The organism is Sphingobacterium endophyticum, from assembly GCF_009733535.1.
GTDB classification, from domain to species: Bacteria; Bacteroidota; Bacteroidia; order Sphingobacteriales; family Sphingobacteriaceae; genus Sphingobacterium; species Sphingobacterium endophyticum.
In genome coordinates this window covers 98,586-117,984 of sequence record NZ_SMMI01000009.1, presented here as the reverse complement: position 1 = coordinate 117,984, position 19,399 = coordinate 98,586, and the positions used below count along the sequence as shown (strand labels likewise).

Sequence of the window (19,399 nt, the reverse complement as noted above, 5' to 3'; positions counted from 1 at the left end):
TAAACAAAATATTTACATTTGAAACATATTATCTTAATAAGAATATTTTAAATAACTTTACTTTTGAACCAGGGGAGATAAAAAATATTCTTTAGGATAAAAAAATAATAATATTTAATTCCTTAATATGCTTCATATTGTTTTTACTGGATCAATTCTGATTATTTTTAGTGCGGTAATATTTACTAATTGGATTGTTACCAAAGACACGCTATTAATTAAATATCTTTCATGGATATGGTTATCGGTTATTGCAATGCTTTCCTTTTATATTTTATTTATTTATTCTCCCAACTCATTTATTTAGTTTCTTATTTAGCGTTTGAAAATCTATTAGCTCAATCCCCAATAACTTTACTTTATCTATAACTTTTTGGGATGTTAGAATTTTCGAGACATCACTCCTATCCATTTTAACGTTCCTGTAGCCCTCATGACCAACATTTTCCATTTCACTCACATTCAAACCAGGATGTTCAATGAATAAATAGGATTTTCCATGTTGCAATTGTTCAAGGCTATTAATAAAAGTGGAAATTTTATCATTTAAACTAGCATCCTTAGAAATGCCTAATTTTGGAAATGCTTCTAGGTTATATTCTTCTTCCAATGGAAGGTTATATTCTTTTGAAAGTCTGACTAGCATTTTATGTACCTCAGGATTCCAATTACCACAACCCATATGTGTTGAAATATGTGATATACGGGGCAACATTTTTTTAGCGAGTTCAATTTGAGCTCTAAATTCCATTTCGATATCATCAATTTCCCAATCATGCTCTTGAATCGAGGCTCCAGGAACATCTTTATTGGGATATATGAAAGAATAAAAATAGCCATATTCATCTACTAGACTTCTAGCTGGGGTCAACGGCCTCCATTTACAATTTTCCCATTCACTGGTTATCATGAGATGCACTCCTACGTCTAAAGTCGGATTCTCTTTTAATAATTTAACTGCTTCTGGGGCCCATGGACAATTAATCATGAGTTCTGTAGAGGTAGTAATTCCATGCTTAAATGTTTCAATGATTGCTTGATTTGTCGAACTGAAGGAACCTATATCATCAGACCTAACAATAAGTTGAATTGAATTCTGTGAATATGCTGAAGAATTGATAATTGCTAAACAAATGAAAAAATACGTTTTTAAAATGCTGGAATAACTAATCATAGAAATGTAGGCTAGGTTTAACTATTAAATTTAATCAATGTAAGTGAATTATATTTTATTATTCCAACCTATATCGTTCTTAATCGTAAAATAAAATCAAATCGACAATTTTTAGCAATTGATTTACAAGTCTTTAAGATCTAATAACATCAAACAATTTATTTATTTAAAATAATCTGTAACATTTTATCCAAGATTATATCTAAAGGGAAACAAAAGGAATTATTATGAACTTAAAAAACATCACACTAACATTAGTTGCAATCATCGCATCCTTTTCAATTGCTTTTTCCCAATCAGCGGAAGTTCTATTTAAAGTTGAAAAAAATGGAAATGGTAAAGAAAATATAATTTTCATTCCAGGGTTTGCATCCTCTGGCGATGTATGGAAAGAAACTGTAGAAAAATTAGGAGATAAATATACTTCCTATATATTAACAATGCCGGGATTTGCTGGTGTTCCAGCTCAATCTGATCCAACATTTAATGATTGGAGGAATCAAATAATCAATTATATCAAAGAGCAAAAAATTGAGAATCCAATCCTAATTGGACATAGTATGGGTGGGGTTATGGCTATGGATATTGCTTCAAATGAGCCTAAACTTATTGCAAAGATTATCGTCGTAGATGCTCTACCTTGTCTTGCCGCTTTATCCGATCCTAACTTTAAATCAAATCCAAACTTAGATTGTTCTACAATGGTGCAACAGTTTAATACAATTACAGAAGAACAATTTACAGCAATGCAAAAACAAACTATGGCAACTTTAGTGACTGATCCAAATGATCAAAAACTACTCCTTGATTGGTCTTTAAAATCCGACCGTCCAACATTCGCTAAAATGTTCTGTGATTTTACAAATGTTGATTTACGTGAGTCTGTTAAAACAATAAATTGCCCATCTTTGGTTTTATTAAACAGTCAATTTACCCAAATAAAACCAGCAATTGAACAGCAATATGCAAACTTAAAAAATGCAGATATTGAATATGCTGATAACAGCCTACATTTTATCATGCTTGATGCAAAAGATTGGTATTTTGAAAAAATCCAAAATTTCCTAAAATAATGGAATTTGATAAAATATATGTGAGTCACTGGGATAAGATCTATCGCCTATGCATGGGTTATGTGAATGATCCGGATCAGGCGAAAGATCTTACACAAGAAACCTTTATAACTGTATGGGAGAAGCTTTCTACATTTAGAAATGAATCAAGCATTGGAACTTGGATATATAGGATAGCCACGAATACATGTTTAAGTCAGATTAAAAAAAGGGATAAAGTAGATAAAGCAATTGAAATCGATAATATGGATCTTCCTGAACCCCCTGATATGGATGATGAAATTAAATTATTGTATCAATTTATATCGGAATTACCAGAATTGGACAGAATTATTATCTCACTTGAGCTGGAAGAAATTAAACAAAATGAGATATCGAAAATCGTAGGGTTATCGGATAGTAACATCAGAGTTAAAATTCATAGAATCAAAGAAAAACTAACATTAAAATTTAAGAATCATGGAAAATAACGAAATCAACCTTTCTGGAATATGGAAAAAACAAACGTCAATTTCTCCAGATTTCCAAGATTTAATGAAGAGAATTAAAGCTTATAAAAAAGAAAGCGTTGTAAAAAGATGGATTGCAAATATTAGTTTGGCATTGACTTGCATAGTTTTGATTTCGATATGGATATTGTATGATTCTGAAACTATCCTTCCCAACCTAGGTATTTCCCTAATAATTGTGGCGATAGCTATATCACTGATTAAATTCAATCAGTTCTATAATGTTTTTCAAGATTTAGACAAAAGTTTAGATAATCAATCCTACCTAAATGTTCTATTAGAAATACAAAAGAAACAACATGCTATACAATCTAATTTTATGAACATTTATTTTATCCTTTTAACATTAGGATTGATCATATACATGTATGAATTTGCTTCAAGAATGAGTATGATATATGGAATAATAGTTTATGGATTAACATTAGCATGGATTGCTTTTGTATGGTTTTATTTAAAGCCTAAGATGGCCAAGAAGCAAAATCTCAAACTCATGCAGTATATTAATTCCATTGAAAATATTATAGAAAGTAACAAATAAAAAAATCCCTGAAGAGAAATTCTTCAGGGATTTTTTATACTATTATTTGATTATTTGCCGAATAAACGACTAAAAAATCCTTTCTTTTTATTTTGACCGTAGCCGTAACCATATCCATATCCATAACCACCATATCCATAGCCATAACTACCATAAGGTGTTTTACCAAATTTCACCCCATTCAAGAGGATCGACATGTTAGTTAAGGCACCTGCATCATAGATTTTTTGAATATCAGGAAGCTGTCTTCTATCCATTTTACCAGCACGTACAACAAATACAGTAACATCTGTAATTCTGTTTACGATATCAGCATCAGCCACAATACCTAATGGAACATTATCAACAATAATATAATCGTAACGCTCTTTCAATTCAGCAATTAAATGGTCTAAACGCTCACTTAATAAAAGCTCAACTGGATTAGGTGCAATTACACCGATAGGAATAATATCTATTTCTGCATCTACCCTATCTTTGTAAATAATTTCATCCACTGTAACCGCAGCATCTGACAAATAATGAGTAATACCAATTGGCATCGGAAACTTAGTGATATTACTTAAGGTTCCTTTCCTTAAGTCAAGATCCACAAGAACAACCTTCTTCTTAAGGAAAGTCATACTCACCCCTAAGTTGATCACAGAGAATGTTTTACCGGCACCAACATTGAAGGAAGTGAAGGTAATAACCTTCTGCTTTTTATCACCAGAAGACATGAAACTTAAATTAGTTCTGAAGATTCTAAATGCCTCTGTAACTTCGTCAACTCCCTGCTCCTTAATAACAATTTCACTTTTTGCACTCTTCATTTCAGTAGAGAATGGAATCTCACCAACAAAAGGCACGTTAATAGCATCTTCGATATCCTTACGATTTCTGATTTTTGTATTCAACAACAACATCAATAGCAAGATTGCTGCAGGAACAGCGATACCAATTGCAACACCTAAAGCAACTTTCTTGAATTTACTTGGATAGAATGGCATATCAGAACCAGATGCAGAGTCAATAACCCTAATATTGTCATCTGTCATTGCTCTATTGATAGCATTCTCTTCGCGCTTATTCAATAGGAAGATATATAGCTCTTCAATTACCTTTTGTTGTCTTTCCGCAGAAAGCATGATTCTTTGTTTCGAAGGAAGGCTTCTAGCTTTACCAATAGCAGCATTCTCCTCATCACGCATGTTATTCATTCGAATTCTGTATCCTGAAATAACATTATCAATTGCGCGGGCAATATTCTGACGTACTTGAGTTAAAGCATTGTTCATGTCTTGAACAATAGGGTTTTCAGAACTATTTCCACTCATCAACCTATTACGCTTCAATAATAACCCGTTATATTCAGAAATTATGTCCTCAATACTTCCATCAACTAAACCTGTATTACTTGGAATTAAATCATCAGCTCTACTTGGATCATTCAATCTTTGGCGCATGATTTCAACCAACTTCATTTGAGTCTCAATCTCTTTACTTGAGCTCTGATAGGTTCTAGATTCAGTCCAGTATTGTTCACCTGCAGTTTTTACATCCAACCCTTGATTTTGGGTTTTCATCCCCTCTAAACTTGACTCAACGCTGCTTAATTCTTTTTCTATAATTACCAACCTGTCATTGATAAAGTCTGCCGTATTATTTGCAACAGTCTTTTTATCTTCAATTGTCATTTGATTGTACACTTCAATCAGCTTGGTTACCATGTCCTCCGCCCTCAAAGGAGAAGTATCTTCCATAGTCATTTGAAGAATTTCAACATCTTCCATTTGAATAATCTTCAAATTACCTAAGAAGTATCCTACCATTGATTCGATAGGACTCTTAGTAATTTGGATATCTTCTGAAAGATTTACACGAAATTTTTTGTCGCTGTTCGGAGATATAAACAAGTTACCAATTGGAGTTTTAGCCTCTGAATTTAGTTTTACAACTACCGTTTGTTCAGGATCACCTTTGGAAAAGTTGGAAAGCTCGACTTGATTATTTCCTTTATATTTTAAATTGAAGGAAAATCCATCATTCGGAGACACATTTGAAAATCTAACAATAAATGGAGAAGTCTTATACAACTCTACCATTCTAAGACCGTCTTTTCTTTGGTAACTTACATCTGCATTGAGTAGGTTGATCGTGTTACGCATCAACTCTTGAGACCTTAACTGTAAGATCTCACTATTCACGTTTACAAAGTTGTAAAAGTTATTAGGTCTTGTAATCCTGGAAGCACTCATTGTGTTCGAGGCTGTTTTTACCATGATAGTTTGATCCTTCTTATACAAGAAAGGAGTCTTGCTATATTGATAATAATAATAACCTCCAAACAGCAATACCGATAATAAAAACCATTTCCAATTAGATATAAGGTACCTTAAGATATCCAATACTAAAAGAGATTGGTCTTGTTTTGCTTTTCCTTGAAAAGTTTTGTTTGATGAATGATTAACCATTAATTATTTATTTATTATTAAATAATGCAAGAAGACTGACACCTAATGTTAATATTGCTGTACCAAAACCAATATATCTCCATGTTAAGTCTTCTCTTGGTGTAGGAACCGCAGATTTAGGCTTTACATAGACAATATCATTTTGTTTTAAATAGTATGTTGGGGAATCAAAGAAATTCACATCTTCAATATTACTTGTATACATTCTTCTAAAGCCATTTTCTTCCCTTATTACAGTAATTTCTTGACTAAGTGCATTAGTCGTTAGACCACCACTTCTTGTAATTGCCTCTAATAAGGAAATTTGACCATCTTGAACATTCAAAATACCTTTTGCACCAACCTCACCCATCATCATAATCTTTAAATTCAATAACTCAATTCTTACTAAAGGAGAATTAATCAGATTTTCATTTATCAATCGATCATAGATGTATTTTTTCAACTCCTCAACGGTTTTTCCATCAGCAGGAATTAGACCTAATACTGGAAAATCAATATTTCCATTTCTATCTACTAAGTACCCTTTTTCTGTTGTGGCACCAGTTGTTGAAGTAGTTATTTCACCCTTATCACCCACATTATAAATCCCCCCATCTGGATTAAATGGCGCTGCCAACTCTGGAGTCTTTGAACTAATGATGATACTCAATCTATCATATTTCTGAACTCTTATCGAAGGAATTTCTTGCATTTTATACAAAGAATCCACGACCATATTCTCAAGGTAAGTCACCTTTTTAGAAACTACGCATGAACTTAGTGTTAACATAGTTAATGCAATTAGGCTGATAATTAATCTATTCATATTCAAGTTTATTTACTTTTTTAATTTCATTTAAACATAGTTCTGCTGCCGCCGCATCAGGGAGACAATTTAATTGTCCAACATGGATTCTTTCTATTATGTTTTCTAAAACGCTTAGCATCGAAGAAAATATTGTTGAATTCCATCTTATAGCTGTGAAACTTGGCAATAGCGCTACTAAAGAATCAACCCCTTTCCCCTTCCATTCCATTTTATTCTCTTTTGCTTGTGCCAACCTCACTATAGACATTAATTTCAATTTTTTATTAATATAGCATGCAGTTTTTCCACTCCATGGTGTCCCATATATATAAACTTCCTGATCTACAACTCTAACTGCGGGATTATCGTCATTCAACAATTTAAAACCTGGATTATTCCCGATCCATAATCGACTATGTGTACTTTTACCAGTCCCGCTCTTACCTAAAAAGGATACCGCATAATCATCATTCTCTACAACAGATGAATGGATCAATGCCGTATTATTTGAAAGAACTCGTTGCCCAAAGGCAACCATAATCATCCAACTCAATATATTAGAATCATATAGTTCTGTTGCTTTTATATGAATCTTTGAATTTTTAAAAGTCTTATCACTGATCATTCTCCAAAGTTCAGTTTCTTTAGATTCTGAATTTTCAACAGAAGTAACGTAATAATCAGCAACCTCTTCAAACTTAAATCGATCTCCCCACACTATTGAAACATCACTTAATAATTTCGCATCAGAAAGGTCAATATTTGAAGACTTTAGAGTCAGATCAATATTCAATACCGCTTCAACTTCGGGGTTATAGTCAATTTCAAAATCCTTAAATGATGGTAAACTACTTTTAACATCAATTGAATCTTCAAATGACAACCTAATCAGATTATCAGCTACCAAGTAGTCTGCTGTTTTCATTTAAATTGTGCTCTTAATAGTTAATTCTACTGCATATATACAGATTGAGTACATTTTTCTGCCAATCTAAGATCGTGAGTAACAAAAATTACGATCTTATCTTTTGCAGCAAACATCAATCTATCAATTAATTTCTCTGCAGTTTTTTGGTCTAATGCTGAGGTAACCTCATCAAAAAGCCAAATGCTGTTTTCTTTCATTAATGCTCTTGCAAGCGCTACACGTTGAGCCTGTCCCTCTGATAATCCATATCCTGACTCCCCAATTATCGTGTCCAATCCCTGAGGTAAATCATAAACAAATTCAGAACAACTCTGATACAGCACTTCATATAGTTTCTCAGGACTTACATTTTCTGTATCTGTTAAGATATTCTCTCGAATAGTCCCAGAAAACAACTTATCTCCCTGAGGTACATAAGCTATATTTACTCTGTGATTATGATTTATTGCTATAGTCTTTGAATCATTAACAACATAAATCTCACCTTTATTAGGTTGAATTAATGATAACAATAGCCTAATCAATGTAGTTTTACCCTTTCCACTTGACCCTATGATTGCTGTCGGTTCTCCTGCTTTAACTCGAAGGTTAAAACCATCAATAACACTATTATCTTCGTATTTAAAGCTTAGGTTCTTGATGACCAGTTCCTTTGGATCTTTTATAAACTCAGGCTGATACTCAGGCTCAACCTCTGTCTTAAAAACTTCTTCCACACGCTCTACAGCGGTTCTAAACTTAATGAAGACTGGAACAAAACTCATCAATAATAACAATGGACCTTGAATTCTTCCCACCAACTGTAGGAATGCAGTCATCATACCGAAAGTAATCTCCCCAGACTTAAGCTTATATACCCCCCAAATAAAGGTTAATAGAAACCCTACATTAATTAGAAACTTCAAAGAACTTTGTGAAATCGTTGAAAAATTCAACAATTCCATTTTTAAATTGTAAATATTTGACTGGCTTTCCTCAACCTTTTTCCACCTAAAATTCTGCAATCCTAATGCCCTTAATGCCATTCTAAATCTCAAATTTTCTTGAACGACTTTACCTAAATTAGACTCCGCTGCCTTTAAGGAACGATTGATTGACCTCAATCTCTTAAAATAGATTTTAGTAAATATAAACAGTGGCGATATTGCTAAGATTAATAATGCTAACATAGGGTCCATTGACCATAGTAAAGCAAAAGATGCAACCAACTTGATAATTGTAATCAAAAAGGTAATGAAAGTGTTGCCAATCATCTGCACAATTTCATTTGCATCATTATTTATTCTAATCTGCATATCACCAGTATGCCAATTCTTGATTACTTTCCACTTCGAAAGCATTTGAATCTTAATTAAATTATTCTGAAGTCCAATAAGCATTTTTGCTCTTGTCTTCTCATTAATCCATGACCCCCAAGCCTTGACAACCAAACCAAGTACGATAAATAAAACTGTTAATATTAATGCCTTATCAACAGATTCCTTTTCTCCTCCAATAGCATAGTCTATCGCATGTTTAGACCAAATCACAAAAAACAAAGAACACGCAATTGCAATCAGTTCAAGGACAAAAAAGAATATTAATTCTTTTTTATAGTCCTTAGCTTGTTCCCAAGCCCATTTCAGTTGATATGTAATACCTGAAAGCAATGCTTTTATTTATTTACCCTTGAATAATATTGCATTATAGGAAACCAGATTGCCTCTGAAGGTGTTACTTTAACATATTTCATAAAGGAATCCCAAATCCTGCTTTTTTTATTTGCCCTATCCCCATTTAGATTGCTTTCTATGGATTTGAATTTTTCATTATGAAAACCAAAATTCCCTGCAATTAAAATATCCTCCATCATCCAATCGGCATCAACATTATTATTTAATGAATAAGGCAACCTATTTTCTTCTAATCCTAAATATTTTACTAACAATTGATGCAATAAATTTATCCATTTATCAATCCCTAGTTTAGAATAAATAGAACTTAAATCCTTATCCTTTAATTCTGAATGATAATAAAAGTATATCCTAGCTGAATCACATAGCTGCCTGATACCTATTCCAAAAGACAAAAGGTGCTTTAGAATATGGCAATTAGCTTGAACAATTGTCTCCAATGCTGAAGGCATCTTAATACTATTATCTTTTATCATTAAATAATTGGCATTGTCAACCTCTTCCTTCCTAATTTTCTTTAATACATGTTGTACAAATGGATTATGAATATCAAACATCTTTTGATGATGTTCTACTTCAAACTTTCCAAATATATACTCTGAACTAAAACCAGGCATGGAATTTATCTCCAATCCTTTATCGTTAATAATTTTGAATGCATCATCATAGGACTTCTTATCTTCAAAATAAAGATCTATATCTCCACAAACTCGGTGCAATGGATTCGGATAACATTTTGCTAATCCTTGACCTTTAAGCAAAATGGGGGAAACCCCTTTCTCCTTAAACAATGAAAATAATTCAGAAATCGATTCATTCATTATTTCATTCCGTTGACCTTGTTTTTCAACCCGAACTGCCCAATTTAATAATAGGACCTTTGGAGGTTGATCTTTTGGATCTAATTTTTGAATCCCGTCAAATACGATACATTCTACGGTTTGATTTATACTAATTTTATAAATTTCTTCCCATTCTTTGCTGCTCAATGGAAAATATGTTGTATCTAAAATAGATTTTTTCCATAATCCGGATTGTAGTAATAAAAAAAATATCTTGGTTATCTTGTTTTTTAACATTACACTAAACCGAAATAAGACCCCCTTTTACAAAATCTTGAATCAATCGCTTAGCATCTTTAATTGCTAATGCTTCATCAACCTCGTAATTTTCTAATAATATCTGAATTACTGTTTCTTCTGAAAATTCAGTATCATGAAGTTCTTCCCACAGGAATGCTGCAGTTTCATTTAGGGTAAAAACCTTAGACATATCAACCATTTCTTGTCCTGGATCAATAATAATAAAATCTTCACCTAATTTTCTAAGCTGTAAATCATTCCTTAACTTCATACTTATACCTATTTAAATTTACTAAAGAGATATCGCAGGGGCCTAATATAATACCATATTAAACCTATCTTCTTATTAAAATCTGAGTTTACCTTCAACAGCTCTTCTCCTCGACTGCCTCCTGTAACCAAACCTATCACATCCTCTTTCTCTACTATCTCTATTTGGTCCAGATTCCCATCCCCTGCTAAATAATATTTCACACCTTTTATTTTAACCAAACGATGTAAAATAAATTTACCCTGGTATTTAACAAGAAGTATATCACCTTTCTTAACATCTAAACCCGAAGGTTGTTTTACAACCACCTGATCTCCATGATTCAAAAAAGGCATCATACTTCTACCTGAAACATTAAATTTTACAGATTTACCGTTTTTTAGGTCATCAGTGATAATCTCAAAAAACAAATTATTTTGAACTTTATAGCTCCTTTTATTTTTGTCGTCGCTCATCAACCAATAATATTAACTTAATATTCAGATAATTTAGCAAGAATGTATAAGAACTAAGTGGTATAATCAAATAATTTATTGACCCGCAATAAAAGCTATCTCTTTTGATGTTAAGGCAAAATTATGCATTGGTCCTATCAGGCTAAAATCTTATTATATATTTGTAAACATTTATCTACCATTTTTTGTCGCGTAAAATGCTCAAAATAGCGTTTTTTCGCTCCTTCCGAAAGTTTTTTGTAGACATCTTCCTCAGTTAATATAGCTAGAAAAGCATCCGCTAGAGCCTTATCATTACAAATGTCAACCGTTATTCCAGATACAGTATCTGCATTTACCCAACTTACACCAGACTCTGGAATCCTGGTTGAAACAATTGGTTTACCATAACCCATCGCTTCAATTTGAACAATTGCAAACGCTTCAGTCTTCAGTATAGAGCTTAAACAGAAAAGATCACAAGCCTCATAATAGGCTATAACTTCTTCATCTGTCATAAATCCTAATAGACTAACTTTGTTTTCTAGTTTATTCTCCTTTATTAAAGCTTCCAGCTCTTCTTTTAGAGGTCCTTTACCACCTATAGCTATATGATATGAATCGTCTAAATGAATTGCTGATTTTATTAGATATTCATAACCTTTGTATTCAACCAAACGACCTAAGGAGAATATCAATTTTTTATTTAAGTACTTCGACCTAATTTCCTCAACTAAAGCAGGATTAGCTTCTTCTATATCAACTCCGATAGGAATAAAATCAATCTTTGATTGTACTTGTTGAAGAAATTTAGATTCTTTGACATATACGGGTGTAGTTCCAACTATGATGTCCGCTCTTTTGATCAACCAATCCTGTAAAGGTTTGTATAACCTTAATAGAGTTTTTTGTTTTAAAATATCACTATGCCAATGTAACACAACTTTTCCTTTATAACCAGATAAAAAGAGCGCAAGGCAAGCCATAGGATCCGGATGATGAATATGGACAACATCATAAGCCTTAGCCATCTTCCTCAATTTACTAATCATTTTGGGGGCTAATTTAGTCGCAGCAGCATTGATTTGAGTAGGAACTACATATAATGTCGCATATTCATTTAAATGAATGGTAGCTTCTGGATGATCCTCGGTGGATGCGCAAAGCATATCACAACGAATACCATCATTGGATAGACCAAGCATTAAATCATACTCAACTTTCTCTACACCTCCTCGAATCGGATAAAATTTTCCTACCTGCAGAACTTTCATTTTGTATTTGTGGATTAGATTATTACTTCAATAACATGTTAAATAGTTCTTCCCAATTTTCGGCTTTCGGCTTAGCTAAATCCTTAACAGGTTGATTAGAGAGATTCGACTCATTCCCGTTGATTAAGCTAGCCATCAATCTTGCTAATTGTTTTGGATCATCAGGATTAAAATATGCCGTTTTTAAACTTCCTTCAGCAGTTTCATGAGCGTATGGTAAGTCAGCCAATAACATAGGTCGTTCGTAATTACTAAATTCAGAAATTGGCAAGCCCCATGACTCAACTTTCGAAGGATAGATCAAGCAATTAGTTTCTGCATATAATTCCACCAACTTAGCTTTTGGAATAAAGCCCATGAAGTCAATTTGATCAATTTTACCCCAATTTTTCAATAACCAAGAAGCGTATTTATTCTCAGTTCCTTTAACTGTGATCGTGGATTTAAAATTTGAAATCTTATACTCTTCTAAGAGTATTTTGGAAGCTTGACAGATAACTTCAAAATTTTTATGGCTATTTGGTGAACCGGCAAATAAAAAACGATATGTATCATCTGTAGTTTTCAATTCAATATTTTCAGGAGTATCATCTGAAATTCTTGGTCTTGAAACAATTATCTTCTTAGGATTGATCCCAAACATTTTACTTAAGCCAGAACGAAACCATTCCTGCTGAACAACCAAATAATCATTTTTTAAGATATTGGTTTTATAGATAAGCTTTGTGAAAATTGCAAAAAGGGCAATTTTAGGAGCAAACACTAAATCGTGCAATTTCCATTTATAGAAAGAAAATGAATTATGGCAATATACTGCTCTTCTTTCTGCTTGAACGCTTGGAGAGGTATCATGCAAAGAAAACCAAAGGTATACAGTACCAATATCTTTCGATATTTTATTCATCGATACATATTCGTACCACAATCTGTTCGTCCATTTTTTCTTTGGCCACTGAGTTTCGATATACTCAATGTTAGGAAATTCAGCTAGTTCTTTTCTATGAACTATAGCAATAACCTTATAATTATTTTTGACCGAATAGTCCGATAGAAATCTTAGACAATCTTGCAGAATCGCTAATGTTCCAGCCTCAACCAGGTTAACAGCAGATATTACAATAGTTTTCATTCTATGTATTCAAAGTTTCATTAAAAAGACTTAGCCATTTCTCCATAATCTTTTCTTCTGAAAAATCATTTGAATATTCAAATGATTTTTCCCCAATCCTTTCACGCAATTCTTTATTTTGAATTAATTCTACGATTCTCTCCGATACACCTATTTTATCTCCCTCTTCTAATAAAAAGCCATTTTCACCTTCTTTAATAATATCTCTTGGACCACATTTGCATGTATAAGATATGAGGGGTAATCCTGCAACTTGACCTTCCAATAGTGCCATTGGCAATCCTTCATAACGAGAAGTCATTACAATCATTGAACTATCAAGATACTGTTGATCAATATCTTGAACAGGATCTCTTAAACTTACAGTTGATGACAACTTATTTTCATCAATCATTCTTTGCAATTTCTCCTTTTCAGGTCCTTTGCCAAAAATATTGAGATGCCATTCTGGTTCTTTTTCATGAACCAATTTCCATATCTCTATTAAATCCTCAAATCTCTTTTGGTAATCATAGCGACCAACAGCTATTACATTTTTAGAAGAAAGCTTGCTAGGTTCAGAAATTTTGAAACTATTTGCATTAGGAATAACCTCGATATTATTTAGATCTCCCCAATAAGATTTATCTTCTTCGGTTAAAACAACGAACTTATCGTATTTCTGAACCGTTTTAAGGTCATTATTGCTTCGGATTTTGTCGACAATTTTCCAAACACCTTCCCTGCCGTATTGCAGTCTTTTAAATCGAGAAAAATGAATTTCAACAATCTTCTTGCTTTTATCACCAATACTGGGAAGCAAACCAACTTCATGGTCAAATAAGGAAACTGTAATATCAGGTTTTATCTTGTTTAGATATTTCTTCAGTAGTTTCTTATGTTCAAGCTGCTTTTTAGGATATTCTATCAATTTCTTTAATAAACCAGTATTATTATTTGTGGTATAATTAATACCAAGGTCAATTTGATGAATTGAAGGATGTAGATTAAAATAGGGCTTACGGTTTTGTTGGTCGGTAGTGATAATGCTGATATCATGACCAAGTTTTGCGAGGTAGTTAGTTTTATTTGCCAACACTCGCTCCATACCTCCTGAGTTAAATGTACCTAGGATGCAATACACTATCTTCATAAACTTCTTCTTTTTCTTCTGAACTTTCTGTAACCCTTAATGAATCGATGCAATAAAATACTGCATAAATAAAAAAGATATCCGTTGCAACCTTAAACCAAATGACAAAGGTAAAAGCCATTAAAATCAGGAAGAACATCCAATATTGGGGATGACGTCTCATAAACACCAGAGCGTTTACAACAAACAATAATGCAAATACAGAAAACCCTAGAATTCCACAGTATAGGATAAATCGACAATATCCGATATCCGTACTATAAACATAATTATCAAACAATCCAGAACCTATAATCCAGGTTTGTTGATCCTGTGGCCATACCCACATTTCCCGATTTAGCTTATCCGTAGAATCCGTCCTCCATTCACCTTTTTCAACATAATTGAAAAACCCTTCAAAAGCAAAGCGCATTTGGTCATAGAACTCTGCATTGGTTTGGTATAAGTAAATGGAAATGCCTATCGCAACTACTAAAAAGACTCCAAACAAAACACTCAATTTAGTCGAATGATTCTGTATTGCTCTTTTAAATACACTTGATCCAATAATAAAATAGGCTAATGAGGCACCTAAGCCTATAACCGTAGTTCTTGAAATAGCATTTCCTATAATGGCTATAAAAAAGAAGGATATTAATAACAAACTGATTGTCCAACTGTTATTTCTAACAGATTCATCATTGTTCAATGTAGCAGTAATCATTAATAATACAATCGAAAATCGAACTCCTGCCGGATCTAATGCTGCTCCAATTCCATATAATCGATCAACTTCTTCAAAAAACTCCTGACCTTGTGATACATAACTGTCTACCAGCAATTTAAAACTCGGAACATTATCAATCAACAAAGCTGCTGTACATTGAAAAACACAAATTGCGGTCGCATAAAAGGTAAAGATTCTAAAATCTACCTTTCCATGAACTATTTTTATCATACTACAAACTGCATAGGCTCCAAAATACCAAACCGCAAAACTGGTGATATAGGACGCATATGCATAATCTGTTGTTTTATTGATGTCTGTGGAATAGAAACAAATGAAAGAAAACAATAATGCTAAGACAACCGAAACCAAAAAACCTTTTGAAATCTTAATCTCACGATTCATTAACCAATTCATGCCCGCAAACATTCCGCCCAAAACGGCCAAAACCATTTTTGTATTGAGGGATGGCAAAAAGGTAAACGAAATTGGGAACAAATAAAAACTTACCGCAATTCCAATTGATATATAGAGTATTAATCGAATCATATCTTAATGACTATTTATATAACACACCGTAAACTAATCGTAAAACAACTTTATTATAAAGTTTTACGAGCCAAAATTGTTTTTTAACTGCGGCTAACTGCAATAGCCTGGTTCGTAGTGGCAATGTCTTATTTTCCATTACAAAAGAATTTGCTTCCGGGAACCAATTCAACCACTTAGTATATTGTGTTGTTTTTTCAGAAATTAATAATGGCAGCTTTATATTCAGCTTTAAATAGTTCATTAAGTTACCTATCTTATTTGAAAAAATACTGCTTTTTAAAAATTTTTCAACTTCATTGACATTCGCAGTCACTTGCTCAATGTGACTGTCAGAATATGTTTTGGTTAACGAAGAAGCATTACTCTGACCATAGTGATAAAAATGACGATCTAAATATCCAACCTTTTCCGAATTGCAAAATAACTTTATGGCTACCATAAGGTCCTCACCCATATTTTTTCCTTCTATAAATCGAATCCCATAATTTTGAAAAATGGACGATTTAAATAAGAAAAGCCATAAATTCCATCGCATCGTTCCCCTCATCATCTTCTCTATTGCATCAAATGGACTATCAAAGCTAGGTTGATGCATTTTTCGTTCATTTTTTTCAAAAGTTAGATACCAGCTAAAGCCAACAATATCTAAATTCTCAGATGTTGCCAGTTTTAAGCTTTCTGCAATTGTATTTTTATCGATTGCATCATCAGCATCAACAAAATAAATATAATCTCCCTGCGCCCTATCCAATCCTGTATTCCTTGCTGCAGCAACTCCTCTATTCCTTTCATGGCTTATAATTTCCACTTGATAGGAGGTTCTTTCCTTAAATTGGTTAAGTACATTTAAACTGTTATCTGTACTTGAATCATTAACAAAAATGATCTGCAGATCTTTATATGTTTGTTCCTCCAATGAATCTAAACATATGTACAATGTTTTCTCAGCATTGTAAACCGGAACGATTATCGAAACTAGCGCTTTTTTATCCATGTTCAACTTACCACAAAACTAAGTTTTATTTACCTGAACATAGTGTAGAATTTTGTCTACAGCACTGATACTCTTAGAATTAAACTTTCTAGCAAACAATTTATCTGAATGAGTAAGATATTCATAATCGTTTTCTGTCCAGTCTCTTATAACATTCTTTTCCCATCTAATCTCACGCATGCATCCTCTCCCTTCATCGTTTAAATCAAATATATTTTTCTTTAACTCGGAATTCCAGCAAGCTGTTTGAACCACAATTTCATCGCAACAAAAGCTATTTTGGTAAATCTTTAATATATTTTCACGGTCCTTAATTAATATTTTTACCATTTCACCCGTAATGCTGATCCATTGTGTACCCTTCTTGAAATTGATATCCCCGTTCCTTTTATAATTTATTATTTCCTGAAATTTTATAAAAGCTGATCTTAAAACCTTTTTCGAAAGGTTTATTAATCCTGAATCGGTTCTAAAAGACTCTGAAAACAAATGTGTTTTCATAACTTTTCGGTCAATTTCGTCTGTAATATCACCCTGATAAAAACCTATAAATTCCTTACCAGCATGTTTATTAAAAAAATCATGGATATAATCCTGTGACTTGATAGGCATGTCAACTCCTGACAGTAAATGGTAGTAACTATATTCCCCATTTTTATGCGCAGCTTCAAATAAATTGAGTTCAGCCTCCATAACAGTCACATCTCCCCATTTTACGTCTACTCGATTTTTTAGAATATGAAGATTAGCATGTTGTAAATGTAAATCCGGTAATTCGCTTACTTTTTTATCAAAATGTATATAAACATCGTTCCTAGAATCATCCAAAGCCAACAATAACCTCTTCAAAACTTGAAACTCATTATGTGCAAGAATTAGGTAGGCATGCTTCATAAGACTGGCTTTACTTTTTCTATAATATGATTTACAATTTCCAAGTTTGAAGAACTAAATTTTCGACCAAACAAATAGTTTGACTTCTCTATAAGTTCAAGTTCCTCTTCTGTAATAACTGTAGAATTTGCTCTACCAACATTATGCAATAATAACCTCTCGGAGTAAATTGTATTCCAATTCTTTCCAGAATAGGTCAGCTCAGTAGGAACAAATAACTCGTCACCACACATCGTATATCGATACCTTTTCAGTACATTTTTCTTGATACTTATCATATAGGCAACAGCATCCTGAGTAAGGCTAACCCAATTTGAAGCTTTAATAAAAGTACGGTCTTTATTCACCTTTAAATCAAGCAGTTCTTGAATACTAACCCCTAGCCTCCATCCTATTTGGGAAAATCGATTTGAAGAGAAACTTTTCATAAAATAATTTTTAAAATTTCCCTTTCTTTCTAATTCAATGGGATGAGATTCCATCGGTGTGAAAACTTGAGATTTAGAAACGGAATCAAAAAAATCATGAAATTCATTCTGTGTCACCAAAGGAAGATGTACTCCAGATATCATATGATAATATCCATAAGGACCGTTCTTAAAAGCTGTTTCAAATAACGCGTATTCTGCTTCAATTTGCGAAACATTCCCCCAGCGAACGTCGACCCTGTTTTCTTCTAGATAATAAACATTGGATTTTTTCCCTGCTTGCTTCGGATAATCCAATACTTTTTTATCTATATGAATATAAATATCATTTCTTGCATCATCTAAAAGGTCAATCAGAATAGATAGAATATTGAACTCATGATGAGCAACAATTAAAAAGGCATGTTTCATAAATAATTTCTAGAACTTAAATTTATTATTTATTTAGGAAAGTTTTTAATTTATTCAACCCTTCAGTATTGAAATAGGACATTTTATGAGTATTCGTAAGATTAATTGCCTCAGAATAATCCATAAGACCTTCCACTCCATTAAATTTAGTCTGCAAGATATGAGGATAAACATCACTAATTAATAAACATTGTTCGGCTTTCAATTGCCCTTCTATCAACTCATTATATAGAATTTGAAAGAAAAAATAATCTATAATTTCATTTTGGGTTTTCCAATAGTGGTTAATCAACTGAAACATATCTGAAATTAATGGATTATCAGCCTTAGAATAAATAATGCTGTTCAATACTCTGACTTTATAATCTTTGTCCCATCCCCAATAATATGCATAGCTATCCTCCCAATTCTTTTTATTAGGTTCACTAGAATCTCGTTGATACATAAAATAAGGTTGTGCAATTAAATTTTCATCAAGATGACCTGTCAACAAAATTGTAGCATCCAACCATACTCCACCATAGTTCTTTAAAAGAGCCAATCGCAATAAATCTGAAAAAAATGTCCTTTTGAAGATCCCTTTCTCTAATTTCTCAATAACATAATCAGGTAAATCCACATAATCACTATAATTCGAATCATCAATTCTAATAACCATAAAATCACCTTTGTATTGATCTACAGATTTAAAACATAGATCAACAACCTCCGGTAATTCTCCAGAATCAACACCTTGTCCCCAATATTGCCAAATTATCCGCTCCGTTCCTAATTCTTTTTTTGGCTTACTTTCAATTTTTTCAAAATTGCCAGAATAATAATCTGATATTATTGGTTTCCAAAATTCAGCAACTTCTTGATGTTTTGTTTTAATTTTTGAACCTCTAATTCGAGACCAAATATTGCTAACAACAGGCAATTTTTTAAGCTTTTCTATCATGATCCTAAAAT

At 32.6% G+C, this 19,399-nt stretch carries 19 protein-coding genes; 3 read left to right on the top strand and 16 right to left on the bottom strand.

Going from position 1 to position 19,399, the window contains the following annotated elements:
• Nucleotides 1-295: 295 nt before the first annotated feature.
• Nucleotides 296-1,174, bottom strand: a complete 879-nt coding sequence (locus tag E0Y80_RS12690) for a ChbG/HpnK family deacetylase (RefSeq protein WP_156308048.1) — start codon at nucleotides 1,172-1,174, stop codon at nucleotides 296-298.
• Nucleotides 1,175-1,401: 227 nt separating this feature from the next.
• Between E0Y80_RS12690 and E0Y80_RS12685 the strand changes: the two genes are divergently transcribed.
• The 3 genes from E0Y80_RS12685 to E0Y80_RS12675 are packed head-to-tail and all read left to right on the top strand — an operon-like array spanning nucleotide 1,402 to nucleotide 3,297.
• Complete coding sequence (locus tag E0Y80_RS12685; RefSeq protein WP_156308047.1) at nucleotides 1,402-2,247, top strand: alpha/beta fold hydrolase; 846 nt, start codon at nucleotides 1,402-1,404, stop codon at nucleotides 2,245-2,247.
• Nucleotides 2,247-2,717 (top strand): RNA polymerase sigma factor, encoded by a 471-nt coding sequence (locus E0Y80_RS12680; RefSeq protein WP_156308046.1) that lies wholly within the window; start codon nucleotides 2,247-2,249, stop codon nucleotides 2,715-2,717. Before E0Y80_RS12685 ends, E0Y80_RS12680 begins: the two co-directional genes overlap by 1 nt.
• Nucleotides 2,707-3,297, top strand: coding sequence for a hypothetical protein (locus E0Y80_RS12675; RefSeq protein WP_156308045.1), 591 nt, complete (start codon nucleotides 2,707-2,709; stop codon nucleotides 3,295-3,297). Before E0Y80_RS12680 ends, E0Y80_RS12675 begins: the two co-directional genes overlap by 11 nt.
• 50 nt (nucleotides 3,298-3,347) lie before the next feature.
• Here E0Y80_RS12675 and E0Y80_RS12670 read toward each other — a convergent pair whose 3' ends face one another.
• The 15 genes from E0Y80_RS12670 to E0Y80_RS12600 form a co-directional block, all read right to left on the bottom strand.
• A complete protein-coding gene (locus tag E0Y80_RS12670; protein ID WP_156308044.1) occupies nucleotides 3,348-5,750 on the bottom strand; it encodes a GumC family protein in 2,403 nt (800 codons plus the stop codon).
• Between the two features lie 7 nt (nucleotides 5,751-5,757).
• A complete protein-coding gene (locus E0Y80_RS12665) occupies nucleotides 5,758-6,558 on the bottom strand; it encodes a polysaccharide biosynthesis/export family protein (RefSeq protein ID WP_156308043.1) in 801 nt (266 codons plus the stop codon).
• Nucleotides 6,551-7,465, bottom strand: coding sequence for a phosphoenolpyruvate carboxykinase (ATP) (locus E0Y80_RS12660; protein ID WP_156308042.1), 915 nt, complete (start codon nucleotides 7,463-7,465; stop codon nucleotides 6,551-6,553). The genes E0Y80_RS12665 and E0Y80_RS12660 overlap by 8 nt, the downstream gene beginning before the upstream one ends.
• A gap of 26 nt (nucleotides 7,466-7,491) precedes the next feature.
• Nucleotides 7,492-9,117, bottom strand: a complete 1,626-nt coding sequence (locus E0Y80_RS12655; protein WP_156308041.1) for a peptidase domain-containing ABC transporter — start codon at nucleotides 9,115-9,117, stop codon at nucleotides 7,492-7,494.
• Between the two features lie 5 nt (nucleotides 9,118-9,122).
• Entirely contained in the window at nucleotides 9,123-10,130 is a 1,008-nt protein-coding gene (locus tag E0Y80_RS12650) for a nucleotidyltransferase domain-containing protein (protein WP_231596042.1), read from the bottom strand.
• A 94-nt stretch (nucleotides 10,131-10,224) separates the two neighbouring features.
• A complete protein-coding gene (locus tag E0Y80_RS12645; RefSeq protein WP_156308039.1) occupies nucleotides 10,225-10,494 on the bottom strand; it encodes a PqqD family protein in 270 nt (89 codons plus the stop codon).
• Nucleotides 10,495-10,502: 8 nt separating this feature from the next.
• Nucleotides 10,503-10,949, bottom strand: a complete 447-nt coding sequence (locus E0Y80_RS12640; RefSeq protein ID WP_156308038.1) for a S24/S26 family peptidase — start codon at nucleotides 10,947-10,949, stop codon at nucleotides 10,503-10,505.
• Nucleotides 10,950-11,086: 137 nt separating this feature from the next.
• On the bottom strand, nucleotides 11,087-12,202 hold the full coding sequence (locus E0Y80_RS12635) for a glycosyltransferase (protein WP_156308037.1): 1,116 nt from the start codon (nucleotides 12,200-12,202) through the stop codon (nucleotides 11,087-11,089).
• A 22-nt stretch (nucleotides 12,203-12,224) separates the two neighbouring features.
• Nucleotides 12,225-13,331: a glycosyltransferase gene (locus E0Y80_RS12630; protein ID WP_156308036.1), complete on the bottom strand. Its 1,107-nt coding sequence runs from the start codon at nucleotides 13,329-13,331 to the stop codon at nucleotides 12,225-12,227.
• A gap of 1 nt (nucleotide 13,332) precedes the next feature.
• On the bottom strand, nucleotides 13,333-14,463 hold the full coding sequence (locus E0Y80_RS12625) for a glycosyltransferase family 4 protein (RefSeq protein WP_156308035.1): 1,131 nt from the start codon (nucleotides 14,461-14,463) through the stop codon (nucleotides 13,333-13,335).
• Nucleotides 14,429-15,718 carry a hypothetical protein gene (locus E0Y80_RS12620; protein WP_156308034.1) on the bottom strand — a complete coding sequence of 430 codons (1,290 nt, stop codon included), beginning with the start codon at nucleotides 15,716-15,718 and terminating at the stop codon, nucleotides 14,429-14,431. The genes E0Y80_RS12625 and E0Y80_RS12620 overlap by 35 nt, the downstream gene beginning before the upstream one ends.
• Before the next feature lie 10 nt (nucleotides 15,719-15,728).
• On the bottom strand, nucleotides 15,729-16,715 hold the full coding sequence (locus tag E0Y80_RS12615; RefSeq protein ID WP_156308033.1) for a glycosyltransferase family 2 protein: 987 nt from the start codon (nucleotides 16,713-16,715) through the stop codon (nucleotides 15,729-15,731).
• A gap of 18 nt (nucleotides 16,716-16,733) precedes the next feature.
• A complete protein-coding gene (locus E0Y80_RS12610; RefSeq protein WP_156308032.1) occupies nucleotides 16,734-17,609 on the bottom strand; it encodes a beta-1,6-N-acetylglucosaminyltransferase in 876 nt (291 codons plus the stop codon).
• Complete coding sequence (locus tag E0Y80_RS12605; protein ID WP_156308031.1) at nucleotides 17,606-18,448, bottom strand: beta-1,6-N-acetylglucosaminyltransferase; 843 nt, start codon at nucleotides 18,446-18,448, stop codon at nucleotides 17,606-17,608. Before E0Y80_RS12605 ends, E0Y80_RS12610 begins: the two co-directional genes overlap by 4 nt.
• 25 nt (nucleotides 18,449-18,473) lie before the next feature.
• A complete protein-coding gene (locus tag E0Y80_RS12600) occupies nucleotides 18,474-19,388 on the bottom strand; it encodes a capsular polysaccharide synthesis protein (RefSeq protein ID WP_156308030.1) in 915 nt (304 codons plus the stop codon).
• Nucleotides 19,389-19,399: the final 11 nt, after the last annotated feature.